This is a genomic window from Enterococcus sp. DIV0175 (assembly GCF_050529075.1).
In the GTDB taxonomy this organism is placed as follows: domain Bacteria; phylum Bacillota; class Bacilli; order Lactobacillales; family Enterococcaceae; genus Enterococcus_B; species Enterococcus_B thailandicus.
Window position 1 is genome coordinate 466,626 of sequence record NZ_CP172880.1, and the last position, 18,174, is coordinate 484,799.

General features: G+C 36.6%; 12 protein-coding genes, 1 riboswitch and 2 other annotated features. Of the genes, 10 read left to right on the plus strand and 2 right to left on the minus strand.

What is annotated here, in order from left to right; all coding sequences use genetic code 11:
• Window positions 1-5 precede the first annotated feature (5 nt).
• A complete protein-coding gene (locus IGJ76_RS02295) occupies window positions 6-2,093 on the plus strand; it encodes an LTA synthase family protein (protein WP_430596705.1) in 2,088 nt (695 codons plus the stop codon).
• Between the two features lie 195 nt (window positions 2,094-2,288).
• Complete coding sequence (locus IGJ76_RS02300; protein ID WP_067485253.1) at window positions 2,289-3,158, plus strand: helix-turn-helix domain-containing protein; 870 nt, start codon at window positions 2,289-2,291, stop codon at window positions 3,156-3,158.
• A 516-nt stretch (window positions 3,159-3,674) separates the two neighbouring features.
• Here the strand turns inward: IGJ76_RS02300 and ndk are convergent.
• A complete protein-coding gene (gene ndk, locus IGJ76_RS02305) occupies window positions 3,675-4,130 on the minus strand; it encodes a nucleoside-diphosphate kinase (protein WP_067485251.1) in 456 nt (151 codons plus the stop codon).
• A 199-nt stretch (window positions 4,131-4,329) separates the two neighbouring features.
• A riboswitch (M-box (ykoK) riboswitch) is annotated at window positions 4,330-4,506 on the plus strand.
• A 374-nt stretch (window positions 4,507-4,880) separates the two neighbouring features.
• Here ndk and mgtA point away from each other — a divergent pair.
• The 8 genes from mgtA (at window position 4,881) to nhaC (ending at window position 16,275) form a co-directional block, all read left to right on the plus strand.
• Window positions 4,881-7,529, plus strand: coding sequence for a magnesium-translocating P-type ATPase (gene mgtA, locus IGJ76_RS02310; RefSeq protein WP_430596706.1), 2,649 nt, complete (start codon window positions 4,881-4,883; stop codon window positions 7,527-7,529).
• A 213-nt stretch (window positions 7,530-7,742) separates the two neighbouring features.
• Window positions 7,743-9,059, plus strand: a complete 1,317-nt coding sequence (locus IGJ76_RS02315; protein WP_075491875.1) for a glycoside hydrolase family 73 protein — start codon at window positions 7,743-7,745, stop codon at window positions 9,057-9,059.
• A gap of 237 nt (window positions 9,060-9,296) precedes the next feature.
• The gene (locus IGJ76_RS02320) at window positions 9,297-9,974 is read left to right on the plus strand and encodes an HAD family hydrolase (protein ID WP_071868790.1); all 678 of its coding nucleotides are present in this window, start codon (window positions 9,297-9,299) and stop codon (window positions 9,972-9,974) included.
• Between the two features lie 69 nt (window positions 9,975-10,043).
• Window positions 10,044-10,282, plus strand: a binding site (T-box leader).
• Window positions 10,283-10,317: 35 nt separating this feature from the next.
• Window positions 10,318-10,556: a binding site (T-box leader), on the plus strand.
• A 64-nt stretch (window positions 10,557-10,620) separates the two neighbouring features.
• On the plus strand, window positions 10,621-11,694 hold the full coding sequence (locus IGJ76_RS02325; RefSeq protein WP_067485239.1) for a methionine ABC transporter ATP-binding protein: 1,074 nt from the start codon (window positions 10,621-10,623) through the stop codon (window positions 11,692-11,694).
• 1 nt (window position 11,695) lies between these two features.
• Window positions 11,696-12,376 (plus strand): methionine ABC transporter permease, encoded by a 681-nt coding sequence (locus IGJ76_RS02330; RefSeq protein ID WP_067485236.1) that lies wholly within the window; start codon window positions 11,696-11,698, stop codon window positions 12,374-12,376.
• Window positions 12,377-12,391: 15 nt separating this feature from the next.
• Complete coding sequence (locus tag IGJ76_RS02335; RefSeq protein ID WP_430596707.1) at window positions 12,392-13,234, plus strand: MetQ/NlpA family ABC transporter substrate-binding protein; 843 nt, start codon at window positions 12,392-12,394, stop codon at window positions 13,232-13,234.
• 29 nt (window positions 13,235-13,263) lie between these two features.
• Window positions 13,264-14,487 (plus strand): M20 family metallopeptidase, encoded by a 1,224-nt coding sequence (locus IGJ76_RS02340; protein WP_430596708.1) that lies wholly within the window; start codon window positions 13,264-13,266, stop codon window positions 14,485-14,487.
• A gap of 384 nt (window positions 14,488-14,871) precedes the next feature.
• A complete protein-coding gene (gene nhaC, locus IGJ76_RS02345; protein WP_067485226.1) occupies window positions 14,872-16,275 on the plus strand; it encodes a Na+/H+ antiporter NhaC in 1,404 nt (467 codons plus the stop codon).
• A gap of 373 nt (window positions 16,276-16,648) precedes the next feature.
• Here nhaC and IGJ76_RS02350 read toward each other — a convergent pair whose 3' ends face one another.
• On the minus strand, window positions 16,649-17,989 hold the full coding sequence (locus IGJ76_RS02350; RefSeq protein WP_285603152.1) for an amino acid permease: 1,341 nt from the start codon (window positions 17,987-17,989) through the stop codon (window positions 16,649-16,651).
• Window positions 17,990-18,174 lie beyond the last annotated feature (185 nt).

An 18,174-nucleotide genomic window follows, 5' to 3' on the forward strand; every position in this document is an offset into this window, starting at 1 on the left:
GAGAAGTGATAATCGTGACTCCAATCAAAACGTGGTGTCAAAATCGTTTGTTTATTGTTATTTTGGCAGGTGTATTTTTTTGGTTAAAAACTCTTTTAGCCTACTATATTGATTTTTCCTTGGGTGTCGAGGGAATCATCCAAACATTTATTTTATGGATTAATCCAGTTGCAACGACGCTGTTATTATTTGGACTATCTTTGTATGTAAAAAAAACAAAGCCAGCGCTATTTCTACTATTGTTTTTAGATATTTTGAATACAGCTCTTTTATATTGCAATATTATTTTTTATCGAGAATTTACTGATTTTATTACAGTTAAATCAGTTTTAGGTTTTTCGAAAGTGTCACAAGGACTGTCAGGAAGTTCGTTTTCTTTAATAAAACCTCACGATATTTTATATTGGTTGGATATTCTGGTCTTTCTTGGTTTGCTCATTTGGGTAATTGTCAAAAATGTACCCATTAAAAGTCAACCAGTTAAGAAACCAATGGCGATTGCAATAAGTTGTTTGGCTGTGTTTATTTTTTCTGGAAACTTAGCGTTGAGTGAAGCGAACCGTCCTCAATTGTTACAAAGAACTTTCGATCGTTCTTATATTGTGAAGTATCTAGGAATTGATGCATATACGATTTACGATGGCATCAAAACGGGAATGACAAGCAGTGTTCGCGCGCATGCAAGTAGCAACGGAATCACTGAGGTCTTAGATTATACGAAAGAGCATTACGCAGAACCAGATAAAAGTATGTTTGGAATAGCAAAAGGGAAAAATATTATTGTGCTCCATTTGGAAAGCTTTCAACAATTTTTGATCAATATGAAGGTTGATGGTCAAGAAGTGACACCTTTTCTTAATAGTATTTTTGATAATCAAGCAACAATTAGTTTTGATAATTTCTTTCATGAAGTAGGCCAAGGAAAAACGAGTGATGCTGAAAATATGCTAGAAACGGGCACATTTGGTTTACCACAAGGGTCGTTATTTACTGAACTAGGTTCTGATAATGTTTTTCAAGCTGCACCAGCTATTTTAAAGCAAAGCCAAGGCTACACAAGTGCCGTGTTCCACGGAAATGTTGCTAGTTTTTGGAATCGAGATCATGTGTACAAAAACTTGGGTTATGATAATTTCTTTGACCGTTCTTACTTTGAAGAAGCGGATGAAACTTTAGGCTATGGTATTTTAGACAAAAATTTATTCAGTGAATCAGTCGGCTATCTTGAACATTTGCAACAGCCGTTTTATACAAAATTCTTATCTGTAACCAATCACACGCCTTATTATACTGATGATAAGAATTTTGATTTTCCAGGTTTAAATACTGGTAACAGTACAGTTGATAATTATGTGCGAACAGCCCATTATCTTGACCAATCATTGGAACAATTTTTCACTTATTTGAAAGCCTCAGGTATTTATCAAAATTCAATGTTTGTTATTTATGGTGATCATTTTGGGATTTCAAATTCAGATAACAAAGATTTAGCTACAGTATTAGGCAAAGATGAGAAGACTTGGAGCGAATTCGATGATGCACAGATGCAACGAGTGCCATTGATGCTTCACATTCCTGGATACACAAACGGGAAAGTCAGTCACGCGTATGGTGGCGAGATTGATGTTTTGCCAACGCTACTTCATTTGGTCGGTGTAGATGATAAAAATTATGTTCATTTTGGAACAGATTTATTGTCTGCTAAACATGACCAAGTAGTTGCTTTTAGAAATGGTAATTTTGTTACTCCAAATTACACTGTTTTGGGGAATAAAACGTATGATAATAAATCAGGGCAAATTCTAGATACTGAAGCTCTAGGTATTCAAAAAGAAATCACGAAAGATCAAGACAAAGTGAAGAAAGCTTTAAGCTTGTCAGATAAATTGAATCAAGAAAACTTATTACGTTTTTATGTGCCAGATGGATTTACAACAGTTGATCCACAAAAAATTGATTATCAAAAAGAAGCAGAAAAAAATGAAACAATTGAACAGCAAAAAGGAAAAGCTTCAACCAGCGTTTATTCAAAAAATGGAAATAAAACGACTAAGAACCTATATCCAAAAATTACAGATTCTACTGGGAATTGAATCAGCTACTTTAAACTTCTGAAAAACAAACTTTTGTTTTTCAGAAGTTTTTTTTATGTTTTGATATTTTTTTCCTTTTTTACGTATGTAAATAGTGAACCTAGTGATTTTTTCATTATACGCACCAGAAAAATTGCTAAACCTGTTGGTCATTCATTTAACCGACAGAATAATAATTTGAGGAGGAACAAAGCGATGCATGACGGGAGATTGATTAGGAGCCTTCGGATCAGTAAAAAATTAACTCAAGCTGAGTTAGCGGAGGGGATTTGTTCAAAGACATCATTAGTAGGTCTGGAAAAAGGAACAGTGAGAAAAATCGCATTTACGACATTACAAGCAATCTTGGCTCGCCTAAACGTTTCTTTGGCAGAGTATGAAGTGTTGCGACATAGATTGGAAGAACCAACAAAAAGCAAAAGAACCAGACGCCTGCTTAGTAAGGTACAAGAAGAAAATTTTGATCCGTACAAGGAAGTAGGGAACAATCGAAAACGGTTCAAGCAAACAGGAGATTTATATTACTTAGTTTTGAATATCCACATGTTTTTAAAAACAGATAGTCAACTCCAAAAAGAACTACAGTTTGAATTTTTACGCTATGAATGTAAAAAAATTGAGGATTACTTTATGCGAATACAAGAATACAGCCAATTTGAGATGACGATTCTAGCTGAATTACCCTTTTTATTTAGCGAGTCTTTCATCGAAAGTAATTATGTGAAAATCAAGAAAAGAATGCGGAATTTTTCTCTGACAAATAATCCTGATCAGTATATGGATTTGTTTTTGTTAAATTTGACTACGCATTACATTGCGAAAAAACGATTTAAAAAAGCGCGAAATGTCAATGATGATTTAGCAAGAAGCCTTGCAGCCAAAGCTAAGAACTTAATTATTTACGAAACATTAATGATGAATTATCAAAAACAACTGATTCTTGTTGGATTGGGTGAGTTGATTGATGAGGATGAATGCAATCAACTGTTTTCTGTTTTGGAGTATAGCTTGGGGAGAGAGCAACGTAGGCAGTTGGAAGAGCAATTTCGTGTGCTTTTGCCATAAAAAAGGTTGTGGCTCCAAGCGGTCAGCTTCAAGCAATAAGGATGCTTTTCTAAAAATAGTTTCTCATATTTTTATGAAAAGAGGACTTATTGCCGAAGGAGTTGCTAGGGAACACCGTGAATAGAGGTTGTGGCTTCAAGCGATCAGCTCCAAAAAAATAATGAGCAACTGACAAAAATAGCTTTTCATGTTTTTGGACAGTTATGAATTATTTTGAGGACATCTAGAAGAAGGTTGTGATGCAAAATACTTAGCCCAGAGAAGATAGTGAACAGGCACTCAAAATTGTACTTTATATTTTACAATAGGTTCAAGTTATCAGAAGAACGAATGATCGACTAACTGTAGGAGGGCGCAATTATTTAAGAAAATGTTACTTACATAGATTATTTTGAGAAGTCATTTTAATGGATTTTTATTGGAGAAAAAGCATTGTTGAATGACGCTAATCAGCAGTTAGTTGTGGAAAAATAAAAAAAGCTAGAAGTAGAATATCCTAGCTTTTGATAGCGTGTTTTAAGATGGTAAACTGCTGCTTTCTAGCACAGCTTCCTGTTCATATTGATAATGTGTTGGTGGGAAGAATCGAGCAATCTCATTTTTTGAAGCATCACGAGAATCAGAAGCATGGATAATGTTTGCTGTTCCAGGAACTGCAAAATCTCCGCGAATCGTTCCGGGCAGTGCATCCACAGCCTTGGTTGCGCCAACCATTTTCCGGACGATATCAATGACATCATCGCCCTCTAGTACAAGATAAACAACAGGTCCAGAGATCATGTAGTCGATTAACTCTTGAAAAAAGCTACGACCAGCTAAGTGTTGATAGTGTTCTTTGGCAAGTTCTGGAGTCATTGTTGCTAGTTTCATGTCAACGATTGTTAGCCCTTTTTCTTCAAATCGTTGAATAATGCGGCCAATTAGATGTCGACGGACACCATCTGGTTTGATAATCACAAGCGTGTGTTCCATAAAGATCACTCCTTTTGTCCATTACTATAATTTTATTATAGTAATGGAAAGCTTTTATGACAAATGAAATTCGAAAAAACATTTTTTTTGTTAAATAAATTAAAAAAATGAATACGCTTTATTTAGGGAAAAAGGAAAAATTTGAGAAATAGATTTGACATTTCTGTAAATCGTTGTTACAGTAACCACTGGAAAACTAAATAAGATTTGTTAGGTGAGGCTCCTATACAAACACAGGCTACTGCCCAAAAATGTCGAGAGACGCCAATGGGTAGAACAGGAATTGTCGATCTAAGGCTTTTCATAAGGTAGCTAAAGGCAGAGGTATTTGCTTTTTACGTTGTATAGTGTCAAAACTCAACGATGAGATCGAAATAGCTTCTTTTTGCTGTGCTTATTTCAACCTTTCGCTGAGTTTTTGGTGGAAGGTTTTTTTGTTGCCAACCTAACAGTTTAAATTTTAGTAATCCGGCAAAGTAAGGGAGCTGATTTTTGTTGGGATATTGATGCGACAAGTACGAGTGAATTTTTGTAAGGAAAAAGAACAGATTTATGAAAGCATAAAGGAGATGAGAACAAATGGATGACAGTTTACCGAAACCGAGGGGATTAGAGAAAAGTAAAAGTTTGCTGAAACTATTATCTATCTGTTTTCAGCCCACTTATGTAAAAATGCTTCTCTCTTGACCCAAAAAATACGAAAAACAAAATTGTAAAAGTTTGTTTTTCTGATACAAGGGAGAGAATACAATGGAAAAAAAGAAAGATACACAAAAATTATATGCAAATTTTGCACAAAAAAGCGAACGCGCATTATTTGACTTGTTCCATAGCAGTGAAAAAGGAATGAGCACAGAACAAATCGAACAATCAAAAGAAGTCTATGGAGATAACACGATTTCATATGGAAAGAAAACACCTTTTTTAATTGAAGTGTTGAAGGCTTATATTACACCATTTACCTTAGTATTGATTGCTTTAGGGATTATTTCGTTTATTACAGAGTATTTACTACCAGCTCCAGGTGAGAAGGATCTATTCGGTGTAATTATTATTTTTAGTATGGTAATTGTGAGTGGCACAATGACTTTGATTCAATCAGTTCGTTCAAATCAAGCAGCTGAAAAATTAAAATCATTAGTAAAAGTGACCGCTGCAGTAAAACGTCAAGGCAAATACGAAGAGATTCCAATGGAAGAAATCGTCTGTGGTGACTTGGTTCGATTATCTGCAGGCGATATGATTCCGGCAGATATGCGATTGCTTTCTGCAAAAGATTTATTTATTTCTCAAGCAGCTTTGACAGGTGAAAGCTATCCTGTTGAAAAGAATGCCGTAGTTGCGATAGATGGGAATAAGAATGAAACAAGCTATGAAAACCTAGCGTTTATGGGAAGTAATGTAATTAGCGGAAGTGCCACAGGAATTATCGTAGCTGTGGGAAATCAAACTTTGTTTGGTCATGTAGCACAAACGTTATCTGAAAAACCAATTAAATCCAACTTTGAATTAGGTATCCATAAAACATCTATGTTATTGATCAAGTTCATGGCTTTGATGGCACCCACAGTGATTGTCATTAATGGATTAACTAAAGGAGATTGGCTAGAAGCTTTCTTATTTGGATTGTCTGTTGCAGTCGGTCTAACGCCAGAAATGTTACCAATGATTGTTACGACGAACTTGGTTAAAGGCGCTAGTGTGATGGCAAAAAAAGGGACAGTTATCAAAAATTTGAGTGCGATTCAAAACTTTGGCGCAATTGATGTTTTATGTACTGATAAAACAGGAACGTTAACTCAAGATAAAATTATCTTAGAATACCACATGAATTGTGAAGGCGCTGAAGACAATCGGGTATTACGCCATGCGTATTTAAACAGTTATTATCAAACAGGTTTGAAAAATTTACTTGATGTCGCGATTATTGACGAAGCTGAAGAAACCCTTGATACAACCAACACGCGTTACAGAAAAATAGATGAGATTCCATTTGATTTTGAACGTCGTCGCATGAGTGTCGTTGTAGAAGATGTGACAGGCAAGACACAAATGATTACCAAAGGCGCGATTGAAGAAATGTTGAGCATTTCTAAGTTTATTGACTTAGAAGGAGAAGTTACACCTTTAACGAAGGAAAGAAAACAGGAAGTTTTAGAAAAGGTAACAGCGCTTAATGAAGATGGATTACGTGTAATTGGTGTAGCCCAAAAAACAAATCCTAGTGTAGTTGGAGAATTCTCAGTCAAAGATGAATCAGACATGGTGTTGATTGGTTACTTAGCGTTCCTTGATCCACCAAAAGAAACAACGAAACAAGCATTGCAAGCATTGAAAGATCACGGAGTGGCTGTTAAAGTGTTGACTGGAGATAACGAATTAGTAACACGTTCTGTTTGTCGTCAAGTTGGCTTAGAAATCGATGAGCTAATCACCGGAGAAAAAATTGCTTCTATGGATGATCACCAACTTTCACAGGTTGTTGATGAAAATGATGTTTTTGTAAAACTAAATCCACAACAAAAAGCACGCCTAACAACAGCTCTTAGAAATAATGGACACACAGTTGGGTTCTTGGGAGATGGAATCAATGATGCTCCTGCGATGAAAGTGGCCGATATCGGTATTTCGGTTGATACAGCTGTCGATATTGCAAAAGAATCAGCAGATGTCATCTTATTAGAAAAAGATTTGATGATTTTAGAGCGTGGACTATTAGCGGGTCGGGAAACATTCGGAAATATCATGAAATATATCAAAGCGACAGCTAGTTCAAACTTTGGAAACATGTTTTCCGTTTTGATAGCCAGCACCTTTTTGCCATTCTTGCCAATGTTGCCTTTACAAATTTTATTCTTGAATTTGATTTATGATGTGTCTTGCATTTCCTTACCATGGGATAAAATGGATCCAGAATATTTAGTAAAACCTAAAAAATGGGAAGCTTCAAGTATTGGCAAGTTTATGGTGTATTTTGGTCCAACAAGTTCTGTCTTTGATATTACAACGTATTTATTGATGTACTTTGTTATTTGTCCAGCGGTTATTGGAGGAGATTTCCACACGTTGAATGGCACACAACAAGTAGCATTTATTGCGTTGTTCCATGCAGGTTGGTTTGTGGAATCACTTTGGTCACAAACGTTAGTATTACATGCGTTACGCACACCAAAATTACCATTTATCCAAAGCAACGCAACCTTTGCTATGACAGCAATTACTACGTTAGGCATTGCTGTTGGTTCTGTTTTACCATTCACAAGTTTTGGTGCAGAGCTAGGTTTGATGCCATTACCAGGTAGTTATTGGGTTTGGTTAATCGTAACAGTTTTAGCTTATTTAACACTGGTTACGGTAGTTAAAAAATATTATATCCACAAATTTGGTGAACTGTTGTAATTTAAAGGTTAAGAAAAGCACAAGCATGCGGAGTAATTTTCTCAAGAAAAGTCTTCTGCATTTGCTTGTGTTTTTTAGTTTCAATCAAGTTACAAAACATTACTGGAATGTGTCATTTTTAAATTTCCCTTAAGGCGGATATGTTTTTTTGTTAAAATAAAAGATAGGTGATACATACATCCAATAAAAAATATGAGGAATAAAGGAGAAAAAATGAAAAAAACGAATTTTTTACTTAGTGTGATGGTACTAGGCGGAATCGTTTCAACTGCTGCTCCTGTGAGTTTTGCAGATGAAGTTGGCACAGGCAATGAAGCAATTGCGCAATCAACAGTTAGCACATATGAGAATCAAATAGCTGGAACTGAAACACAAGAGAGTGCACTTGAGACACAAAATAGCTCGACTATTAATACAACAGAGGCAACTGCTGTAGAATCAAGCGAAATAACAGAAGCAACTGGTTCAGCAGTGGAAGAAACAGCTCCTGAATCAGAGGAACAATCTACGGAAGCAACAGAAGCAACAAAGGCTACAGAAACAGTGGAGAATCAGTTGGATGACGGAGAGGTACTTGTTCACACAACGCAAACAGACCTTTCACAATTTGAAGTTTCTATTGCTTCACGCTTTGCACGTTCATCATCAAATACACAACAGCAATTCATTGACAGCGTGGCTCCCTCTGCAAGAACGCTAGCAAGCCAAAATGATTTGTATGCTTCTGTCATGATTGCTCAAGCGATTGTGGAAAGTGGTTGGGGAAAGAGTCAATTAGCTTCTGCACCAAATTATAATTTATTTGGAATTAAAGGTAGCTATAATGGACAATCGGTAACTTTTCCAACAGCGGAGTTTGTTAATGGTCAATGGATTACAGTAAATGCTGCGTTTAGAAAATATCCATCCTATAAACAATCTCTAGAAGATAATGTTCACATTTTAAAAACAACTTCATTCCAATCTGGCGTTTATTATTATTCGGGCGCATGGAAAAGTAACACAAAATCTTACAAAGATGCGACAGCCTGGTTAACGGGACGTTATGCGACAGCACCAAACTATGCAACAACTTTAAACAGTGTAATCGAAACCTATAATTTAACGCAGTATGACAGTCAACCTCAAGTACCTACATCACCAATGTATCGTTTATACAACCCAAATACTGGTGAACATTTGTATTCTCTAAATGAGGGTGAAAAAAATTATTTACCAAAAATTGGTTGGAAATATGAAGGTGTGGCTTGGTTAGCACCAAACAGCGGAACAAAAGTGTATCGGATGTATAATCCAAACAGTGGCGACCATCATTATACGGCAGCCCAATCAGAAATCAATTTCTTGAAAAAACTAGGCTGGCGTTATGAAGGACTAAGTTTTTACTCTGGCGGTTCAAAAGCGATCTTGCGTCTGTTCAATCCAAATGAACAAACAGGAACGCATCATTACACAATGAGTACAAAAGAAAGAGATTACTTAGTGAAATTAGGTTGGCGCTACGAAGGAATCGGTTTTTACGGCAACTAAGCGTTAGGTGTTCGAGCAGAAACTTCAAGAAGAACAAAGTTGCTTTGCAAACATCAAACAAGTAAAAAATGTCAGAAAATAACTACTTAGAGACAGAGTGCATAGGCGCTCTGTCTCTTTTTTGATTTGGAATGAAAAAAATAAAATAATTTTCGTGAAACTTCCATGCAGTCGATGATTTTATGACTGAATCATGCTAAACTAAGGATATTGTTTTTTGAAAGGAACCGTGGGGAAATGAAAGGCGCAATATTTGATTTAGATGGACTATTAGTTGATAGTGAAAGAGCTTATCGTGATGGTTGGGTCTGGGGCTTTGCACAATTTGGGATCGAGATTCCACAAGAAATCGTTAATACTTGGGGTGGAAAGAATTGGAAACAAAGTTTTGATATTTTAGTCCAATTAGCTGGCAGCCCAGAAAAAGTACAAGAAGTACGAGCAAAACGGGAAAAATTTTTTTATGAAAAACTAACGACCGGAGAAATCCAGCTTAAACCATATGCGAAAGAAGTACTGAGTTATTTAAAAGAACAGAATTTTAAACTTGGCTTAGCAACGACAACTGTTACTGAAAGAGCAACAGCCATTTTAAATCAGTTTGAATTAATGGACTATTTTGATACGTTTACTTTTGGGGATGAAGTATCTGAAAATAAGCCTTCACCAGTTCCTTATTTAACAGCATTAGAACGAACTGGATTAGTAGCAAACGAGGCTTTTGCAGTCGAAGATTCATTAGTGGGTGCAACTTCAGCTTCTCGCGCAGGCATGGGCGTATTTCTGATACCTGACTCAAGTTTTGAACGAAATTATTCGGAAAAAGACAAAGAAAACTTGCAAATTATCGAACAAGGAAAAGATTTGAAAATTGTTATTGATTTTGTGAATAAAAAAACAGCAAAAAATTCTTAGAAAAAAAGAATAAATTTTATGCTTGACTTTCATTTGTTCATCCTGTAAATTAATCGTCAACAACCAAATAATTTTTCGATGAAAAGGAAAGTAAACTTGGAGACTGCGTAGAGAGACTCTGGCTGGTGAAAAGAGTTCAGTATAAGAAAAGTTGAAAATGGCCTTGGAGAAAAATTTGTCGATAAGTAGGCAAATTCGGATTCGTTCGACCGTTAAAACGAACACCAATCTCTCATTACAGATGAGACGTTGGGCTGAGGGAAGGAAACTTCCGAATAAAGGTGGTAACACGATACGTCGTCCTTTTACTAGCATTTGCTAGTAAAAGGACTTTTTTTATATATTTTTCGCGATGAAATGGTAAGTACATTGGTAAAGTCTTTAACAGAGAGCTTCGAAATGCTGAGAAGAAGTAAGATTAAACTTTTGGAAAATGGCCATTGAGCGATTCACCCCGAGCAATTTGTAAGGCGGTGACGGCTGCGTCCGATAGCACGCTAGAGTATGTTTGTACTTGAAGAGGAATTGTGCGTGAGTACAGTTCGAACATGAGGTGGTAACACGCAAAAAGGCGTCCTCAAGTAAATGACACTAGTCGTTTGCTTGAGGATGCTTTTTTTTTAGTATCGATAAGGGAGGAGAAAGAATGATTGATTTACGAAATATATCTGTCACCTTTCAACAAAAGGGGCAGGAGATTCGCGCAGTAGATTCTGTGAATCTAACGATTGATGAGGGAGATGTTTTTGGAATTGTTGGTTATTCTGGAGCCGGGAAAAGTACATTGGTTCGAGTAATCAATTTACTTCAACCACCAAGTGATGGTGAAGTTTGGATCAACGATGTGGAACTAACCAAGCTCTCACCAAAAAAGTTACGTGAAAAAAGAAGAAAGATCGGAATGATTTTTCAACATTTTAATTTGATGAACAGTCGGTCAATTTTTGATAACGTTGATTTTTCATTGAAATACACAGGGAAATCTAAACAGGAACGTCAACAAAAAGTGACTGAATTATTGGATTTGGTAGGTCTTTCAGATAAAGCTAATGCGTATCCAAATCAATTATCCGGCGGGCAAAAACAACGCGTGGCAATTGCCCGAGCTTTAGCCAATGATCCTGAAATTTTATTATGTGATGAGGCAACTAGCGCTTTGGATCCAAAAACGACGCTTCAAATTTTAGCTTTATTGAAACAACTAAATCAAAAATTAGGCTTAACCATCGTGCTGATTACTCATGAAATGCAAGTAGTCAAAGAAGTTTGCAACAAAGTAGCGGTGATGGAGGAGGGAAAAATTATTGAACAAGGAAGTAGTATTCAGATATTTAGTCGTCCGAAACAAGCATTAACAAAAGATTTTATCCGAACAGCAACACATATCGATCAGGCGCTAGAAACAATTACTGCTTATCCGGATTTTGCTGAGCAAACCAATGATAAATGGTTAGTGGAACTGTCTTACGTTGGAGAGCAAACCAATGAGCCACTAATCGCCCAACTTTACAGTAAATATCAAGTAACGACCAACATTCTTTACGGAAACATTGAATTGCTTCAAGATGTCCCGCTGGGGAGTTTGATTGTGACTTTGGCGGGTGAATTAAATCAACGACAAAAAGCTTTAGACTTTTTATTTGAACAAGGTGTGACAGTTCAAGTATTGAAGAAGAGTGAACGTAATGAACAAATAAAAGTGATTGAAGGGGGAAGATAACATGACCAAATTCCTAGAAACATATTTACCAAATGCTTCTGCGATTCCTGATGAATTTATTGAAGCAACGAAGCAGACGCTATATATGTCATTTTGGACGGCATTAATTTCTGGAATTATTGGAATTGCGCTTGGTGTGATTCTAGTTGTGACTCGCCCAAATGGATTATTAGCACATCGGTTATTCTATGAAATTTTAGATAAAGCAATCAATATTATTCGTTCGATACCGTTTATTATTTTATTGTCGCTTTTAGCACTTACTACTCGCTTTTTTGTTGGGACGACAATCGGTGCCAAAGCAGCATTAGTTCCACTGATTGTGGGCGTCGTACCATTTTTTGCTAGGCAAATTGAAAATGCATTGTTAGAAGTTGATCCTGGAGTAATCGAAGCAGCAGAATCAATGGGAACGAGCCCATTTGGAATTATCGTACGAGTTTATTTATTAGAAGGATTACCAGGAATTGTCAGAGTATCTGCTTTGACGATTATCAATGTAATTGGTTTGACCACGATGGCAGGCGCGGTCGGTGCCGGAGGATTAGGAAATTTAGCTATTTCTCGAGGGTACAATCGATTCCAAACAGATGTCACGATTGTTGCGACCTTATTGATTTTACTTTTGGTATTTTTAAGTCAATTTATTAGTAATCAAATTATAAAAAAAATTAGTCATTAATTGGGGGAAAAAGAGATGAAAAAAATTATTCGTTTAGTAGCAGTTGCACTTATTGCCGTGGTTTGGTTAGCAGGATGTAGTAAAGGATCAGCTGAAACCACTGATAAATCAAAAGAAACAACCGTTAAACTAGGTGTGATTGGTGAAGATACAGATGTTTGGGATGACGTGAAAGATCGCTTGAAAAAAGAAAATATCAATTTGGAATATGTTAAATTTACCGACTACAACCAACCAAATGCGGCATTAGCAGATGGCTCAGTCGATTTGAATGCTTTTCAACATCAGTTCTTTTTAGATAACTATAATGAAGAACATGGAACAGATTTAGTTTCCATTGGAAATACAGTCAATGCGCCATTAGGTATTTACTCAAATTCACTCAAAAAAATAACAGAGCTGAAAGATGGTGCAAAGGTTGCCATTCCTAATGATGTGACTAATGGTGGCCGTGCCTTATTGTTATTACAAACGGCTGGCTTAATCAAAGTAGATGACTCAAAAGGACCAGCACCAACTGTTTCGGATATTACTGAAAACAAGAAAAATCTAGTGATTTCTGAATTGGATGCTTCACAAACAGCACGTGCATTATCTGATGTAGATATTTCCGTCATTAATAGTGGTGTCGCAGTCGATGCAGGATTTAATCCAACGAGCGATGCAATTTTCTTAGAACCTGTCGATGAAAATGCTCGTCCTTATGTCAACATCATTGTTGCAAGAAAAGAAGATGAAAAAAATAAAACATATCAAAAAATTGTCGACGCATATCAAACAGAAGATACAGCTAAAGTAATCGAAAAAACATCAAAAGGTTCAAGCATTCCTGCATGGGAAACATTTGGACGTAAATAAATCAGCCAAAACTAAGGGAGGAATTTTTTATGAGTACAACACAAACGACAACATCTGTAAAAGAATTTATTGCTGAAAGATTGCCAGAATATCAAGAGTTAGCATTAACGATCCACGATTATCCAGAAGTCAGTAACTATGAATTTTTCTCCTCAGAGGCATTGATTAAACAGCTGGAAAAAGAAGGGTTTACTGTTGAAAAAGAAGTTGCGGGTCATCGAACAGGTTTTGACGCTCGTTATGCTTCAGGAAAACCTGGTCCAACCCTCGTTTTTTTAGCCGAGTTTGACGCATTACCGGGCATTGGGCACGCATGTGGGCACAATTTATTTGGAACGTATTCAGTATTAGCGGCTAGCGCAGTGAAGGAATGGACCAATGAATTTGGTGGGGAGATTCGAGTCTATGGTACGCCTGGTGAAGAAGGTGGTGAAAATGGCTCAGCGAAGGGAAGTTTTGTTCGCGAAGGATTTTTTGAAGACGTGGATGCAGCACTTTGCGTTCATCCAGCCTATCGTTATGGAAAAACCACAGAATCTTTAGCAAATGATCCAGTAGATATCAAATTTTATGGAGTTGCCTCCCATGCTGCAGGAGCACCGGAAAAAGGAATCAATGCACTTGAAGCATTAATTCAAGTGTTCAATGGGATTAACGGATTACGCTTGCATTTACCAAAGGATGTCAATATCCATGGTATTATTACCGACGGTGGAGTTGCTGCTAATGTCATCCCTGAATATGCGGCTGGACGTTTCTACTTGCGGGCAGCTAACCGTGAAACGTTGGACGAAGTATCTCAAAAAGTTGAAAACATTGTGAAAGGTGCGGCACTCAGTACAGGTACCTCTTATGAATTTGGGTTGTTCCAAAATGCAGTCGATGATGTGGTTGTCACCCCAGCGTTTGATGAACTCTTTTTTGAACATCTTCAAGAACTTGGTATTCCAGACGAAGAAATTGAAACTCAACAGCGTACAAGTCTAGGTTCATCTGATGTTGGAAATGTTAGTCAGGTAATCCCGACGATTCAACCAACTGTCTCCATCTCTGATACGTATATTGCAGGTCATTCGACTGAATTCAAAGCAGCAGCAAGAAGCGAAAAGGGACTAGCATCAATTGCGATTGCAGCAGAGCTTTTGGCAAAAACAGCACTTGATTTGCTTCAACAACCAGAAACATTAACCACAATCAAAAAAGAGCATCAAGAACAGCTTGCTAAGAAGAAAGAACAGGGATCTTCTTTCTAAAATGTTATCTTTTATTTTGAGCACAGAAAAATAAATCAGATTTTTTTGTTGACAAATATTTCTTGAGGATGTAAGCTTCATGAAAGTCATCTTTTCAACAGTAGTAGCAGAGGTGTTTTGTTCAGAAAGTCGGTGGTTGCTGCGAACCGATCAAGCCATGCTAACGAATTACATGAAAAGTTCAAAAAATAAAATATGTTATTTAAAGTGAAAAACAGATCTGTTTTTAATTAAGGTGGTACCGCGGAGCAATTCGTCCTTAGTTGAAAACGGGTCTTTTTATTTTTAGCCAGAGGGGGAAGCCAAAATGAATTGTGGCGGGATGATTCGATATTATTTCTTTTTTAGTACCTAATATTTTTAACTAAAAAAGGAGATATTATCATGGAGAAAAAAGCAAATCCGAGTTTTGTAGAAGCAACATTAGTATTAGCAGTCGTCGTATTGAGCATTGCAGTTGGGGTAGTGGGATTGAAAATCTCACCAAATATTGCTATTTTAGCAGCTATCGGGATGGTTATGGTTTACGCTGTTGTAAAGAAATACCCTTCTGAATGGTTGCATGAGGGAATTATTAATGGAATCAAACCAGGAATTATTCCAATTTTTATTTTTATTTTAGTTGGTTCATTGATCGCAGTTTGGATTCAAGCGGGAATTATCCCAACCTTGATGGTGATTGGGTTTGATTTGATTAGTGTCCAATGGTTTGTCCCATCTGTCTTTGTTGTTTGTGCGATTGTAGGGAGTGCAGTTGGTAGTGCTTTTACAGTTATGTCAACAATTGGTATTGCCTTTTTCGGTATCGGAACAACGTTAGGTTTAAGTCCAGCTTTGGTAGTGGGTGCCATTGTTTCTGGTTCTGTCTTTGGAGATAAGATGTCTCCGTTGTCAGAGTCAACGAACTTGGCAGCAGCGATTGTCGATGCAGATTTATTTAAACATATCAAACATATGATGTGGTCAACTGTTCCGGCATTCGTACTTTCGTTTTTCTTATTCATGTTCTTAGGCCACACGGATAAAGGTGCAAGTCTTTCAGCTATCCGTGAAGTCACAAATACGTTAGAAGCCAATTTTACAATTTCATTTTGGTCATTGATTCCACTTGTTTTGATGTTAGTATGTGCATGGAGAAAGGTACCAGCCATCTTAACTATTTTATTGAATATTGCTGTAGCAGTCGGAATGATTTTTATTCAAAACCCGCAGACATCTGTGAATCAATTAGCTTCTGTAATTGAATCAGGATTTGTGGCAAATACTGGAAATGAACAAATTGATGCGTTACTAAGTCGTGGAGGAATCGAAAGTATGATGCCGACCGTTGCATTGATTATCTTGACTTTATCACTAGGTGGTTTGCTAATTGAGTTTGGGTTGATTTCAACTGTGATGGATGTTGTTTCTAAGCGGATGACCAGCACACCGAAGTTAATTTTTACAACATTGTTAACAAGTATCGGGGTCAACGTTTTCATTGGTGAACAATTCTTGTCAGTCATTTTGCCAGGAAATGCATTTAAAGACACGTTCAAAAAGGCTGGACTTGATCCAACTGTTCTAGGACGAACACTGGAAGATGGTGGTACAGTTATTAACTACTTAGTTCCTTGGGGGATTGCTGGTAGTTTCGTAGCAAGTACATTTGGTGTTCCAACATTAACGTACTTACCATTTGTTTTCTTTAGTTTGTTATCACCAGTCTTTTCAATGGTGAGTGCTTTCACTGGTTTAGGTATTTCAAAAATTGAATCAGAAGATGAATCAGAATTAGTTTCTGAATAAGAGCGGCGTATTTAAAAACAGGAAAAATATGCTGTAAAAATAAGATTAGAGGGTAAAATCAAACATCATTGATTTTACCCTCTAATTGTCTAGTAAGGTTGTGGCGCAAAACGTTCAGCTCCGAAAAAATAATGAGCAACTGATAAAAATAGCATTTCATATTTTAGACAGTTGTAAGTTATTTCGAGGAGTTGTTTTGGGAACACCGTGGATAAAGGTTGTGGCGCAAAACGCCTAGTTCCGACAAGATAGCAATCATTAAAATAGTTTTCCATGTTTTGAAATGGATGCAAGCTCTATTGAGGAATTGCTTCTTGAACACTAGTAATTAGAAAAAAGAGAGGTGTCAAAATTTTGTCACCTCTCTTTTTTGCTAGGACTGATCAGATAAGGCGAAGGGTTCTTTGGGTTTTCGATAACTAAAGAAGATAATTAGGTAAAGTAAAGCAGTCAATAAAGTAACACCAAGTATATTGGTCATTAAAATACCAATGAAAATTAAAGACAATGCAATTAGCGCAAATAGGTTGAGACTTTTATCGAACAAAGTACCTTTCTTTAGTGAAAGAACAAAAGCAGCAGAAACAATCATCAACCAAATAACTAATACGGTATAAGAAAGTGAACCTGCTAGATAACCAAATAACTCATCACCGACAAAGTAAGAAAGGATGACACCAAGGTAAAGAACACTGGTGCAAAAGAAAACTGAGCGTTGAGGTACTTGATGTTTATTTAGGACTGCAAAGGTTTTTGCAGCTCCTTTCTTATCTTTCAATCGGAAAAACAGCGTGCGCGAAGCAGCATAGACACCTGAATTGATGGAAGAAAACAAAGCTAGAACAATGACAAAATTGACAATATCTGCAGCAAATGGAATATTCATTTTTTCAAAAACCATTACGAAAGGACTCACGTTACTGTTAGCCAGTGTGTTCCAAGGGAAAATAATCAAAAGTAAAAACAAAGGAATAATATAGAAGGAAACGATTCGTCCCATCACACCTTTGACTGCTTTAGGAATAGCTTTTTTAGGATCATCTGCTTCACTAACTGTAATCGCAATCAGTTCAGAACCACCGTAAGAATAAATTACGACTAACAAAGAATTAATAATTCCTTTCATTCCATGCGGTGCAAAGCCACCATGATTTGTCATTTGTTGTAAGGTGGGAAAAACGCCATGGCCAAACATCTGTTGTCCAACTAAATAAAGACCAAAAAGAATAAGTGCAATAATTACACTGATTTTAGCAAAAGCTAACCAATATTCTGTCTCAGCAAAAAGTCTCACGGAATAGAGATTAATCAGTGTTGTGAGGACTGCTAAAATCAACACGAAGATCCACGCAGGGATATTAGGAAACCAAAGCTGTAAAAAAGATGCAGCTGCTACAGCTTCTGCAATAATGTTGATCATCCATAATGACCAGTAAACCCAATCAATAAAGTCAGCAGAGTGGTCACCAAGATAAGGGCGGATCAATCCAGAAAGGCCATGCTGGTTCTCACCATCTAAAACAAGTTTTCCTAATCCAGTCATAACAATAAATAAAACGATGCCGCCAATAGCAAATGCTAATAAGACGGAGGGACCTGCGATGTTAATTGCTTCACCACTCCCTTTAAATAAACCTGCACCAATCGCGCCACCTAATGCTAGCATCGTAATGTGACGCGAACTCATTTGTTTTTTTAGTTTTGTATTTTCCATAAGCAACCTCTTTTCTGTACGTGTTTCATGAATAAAAAATAACGTTGCTTAATAATACCAAATATTCTGACAATTTCAACTATTCTAAAAAATTTTTTGGATACTTTAATCAAATCGTCATAAAATTGAAAGATAAAAACGAAAAGAATGGATAAAAAGAGAGACTAATTTTATTCATTCAGAGC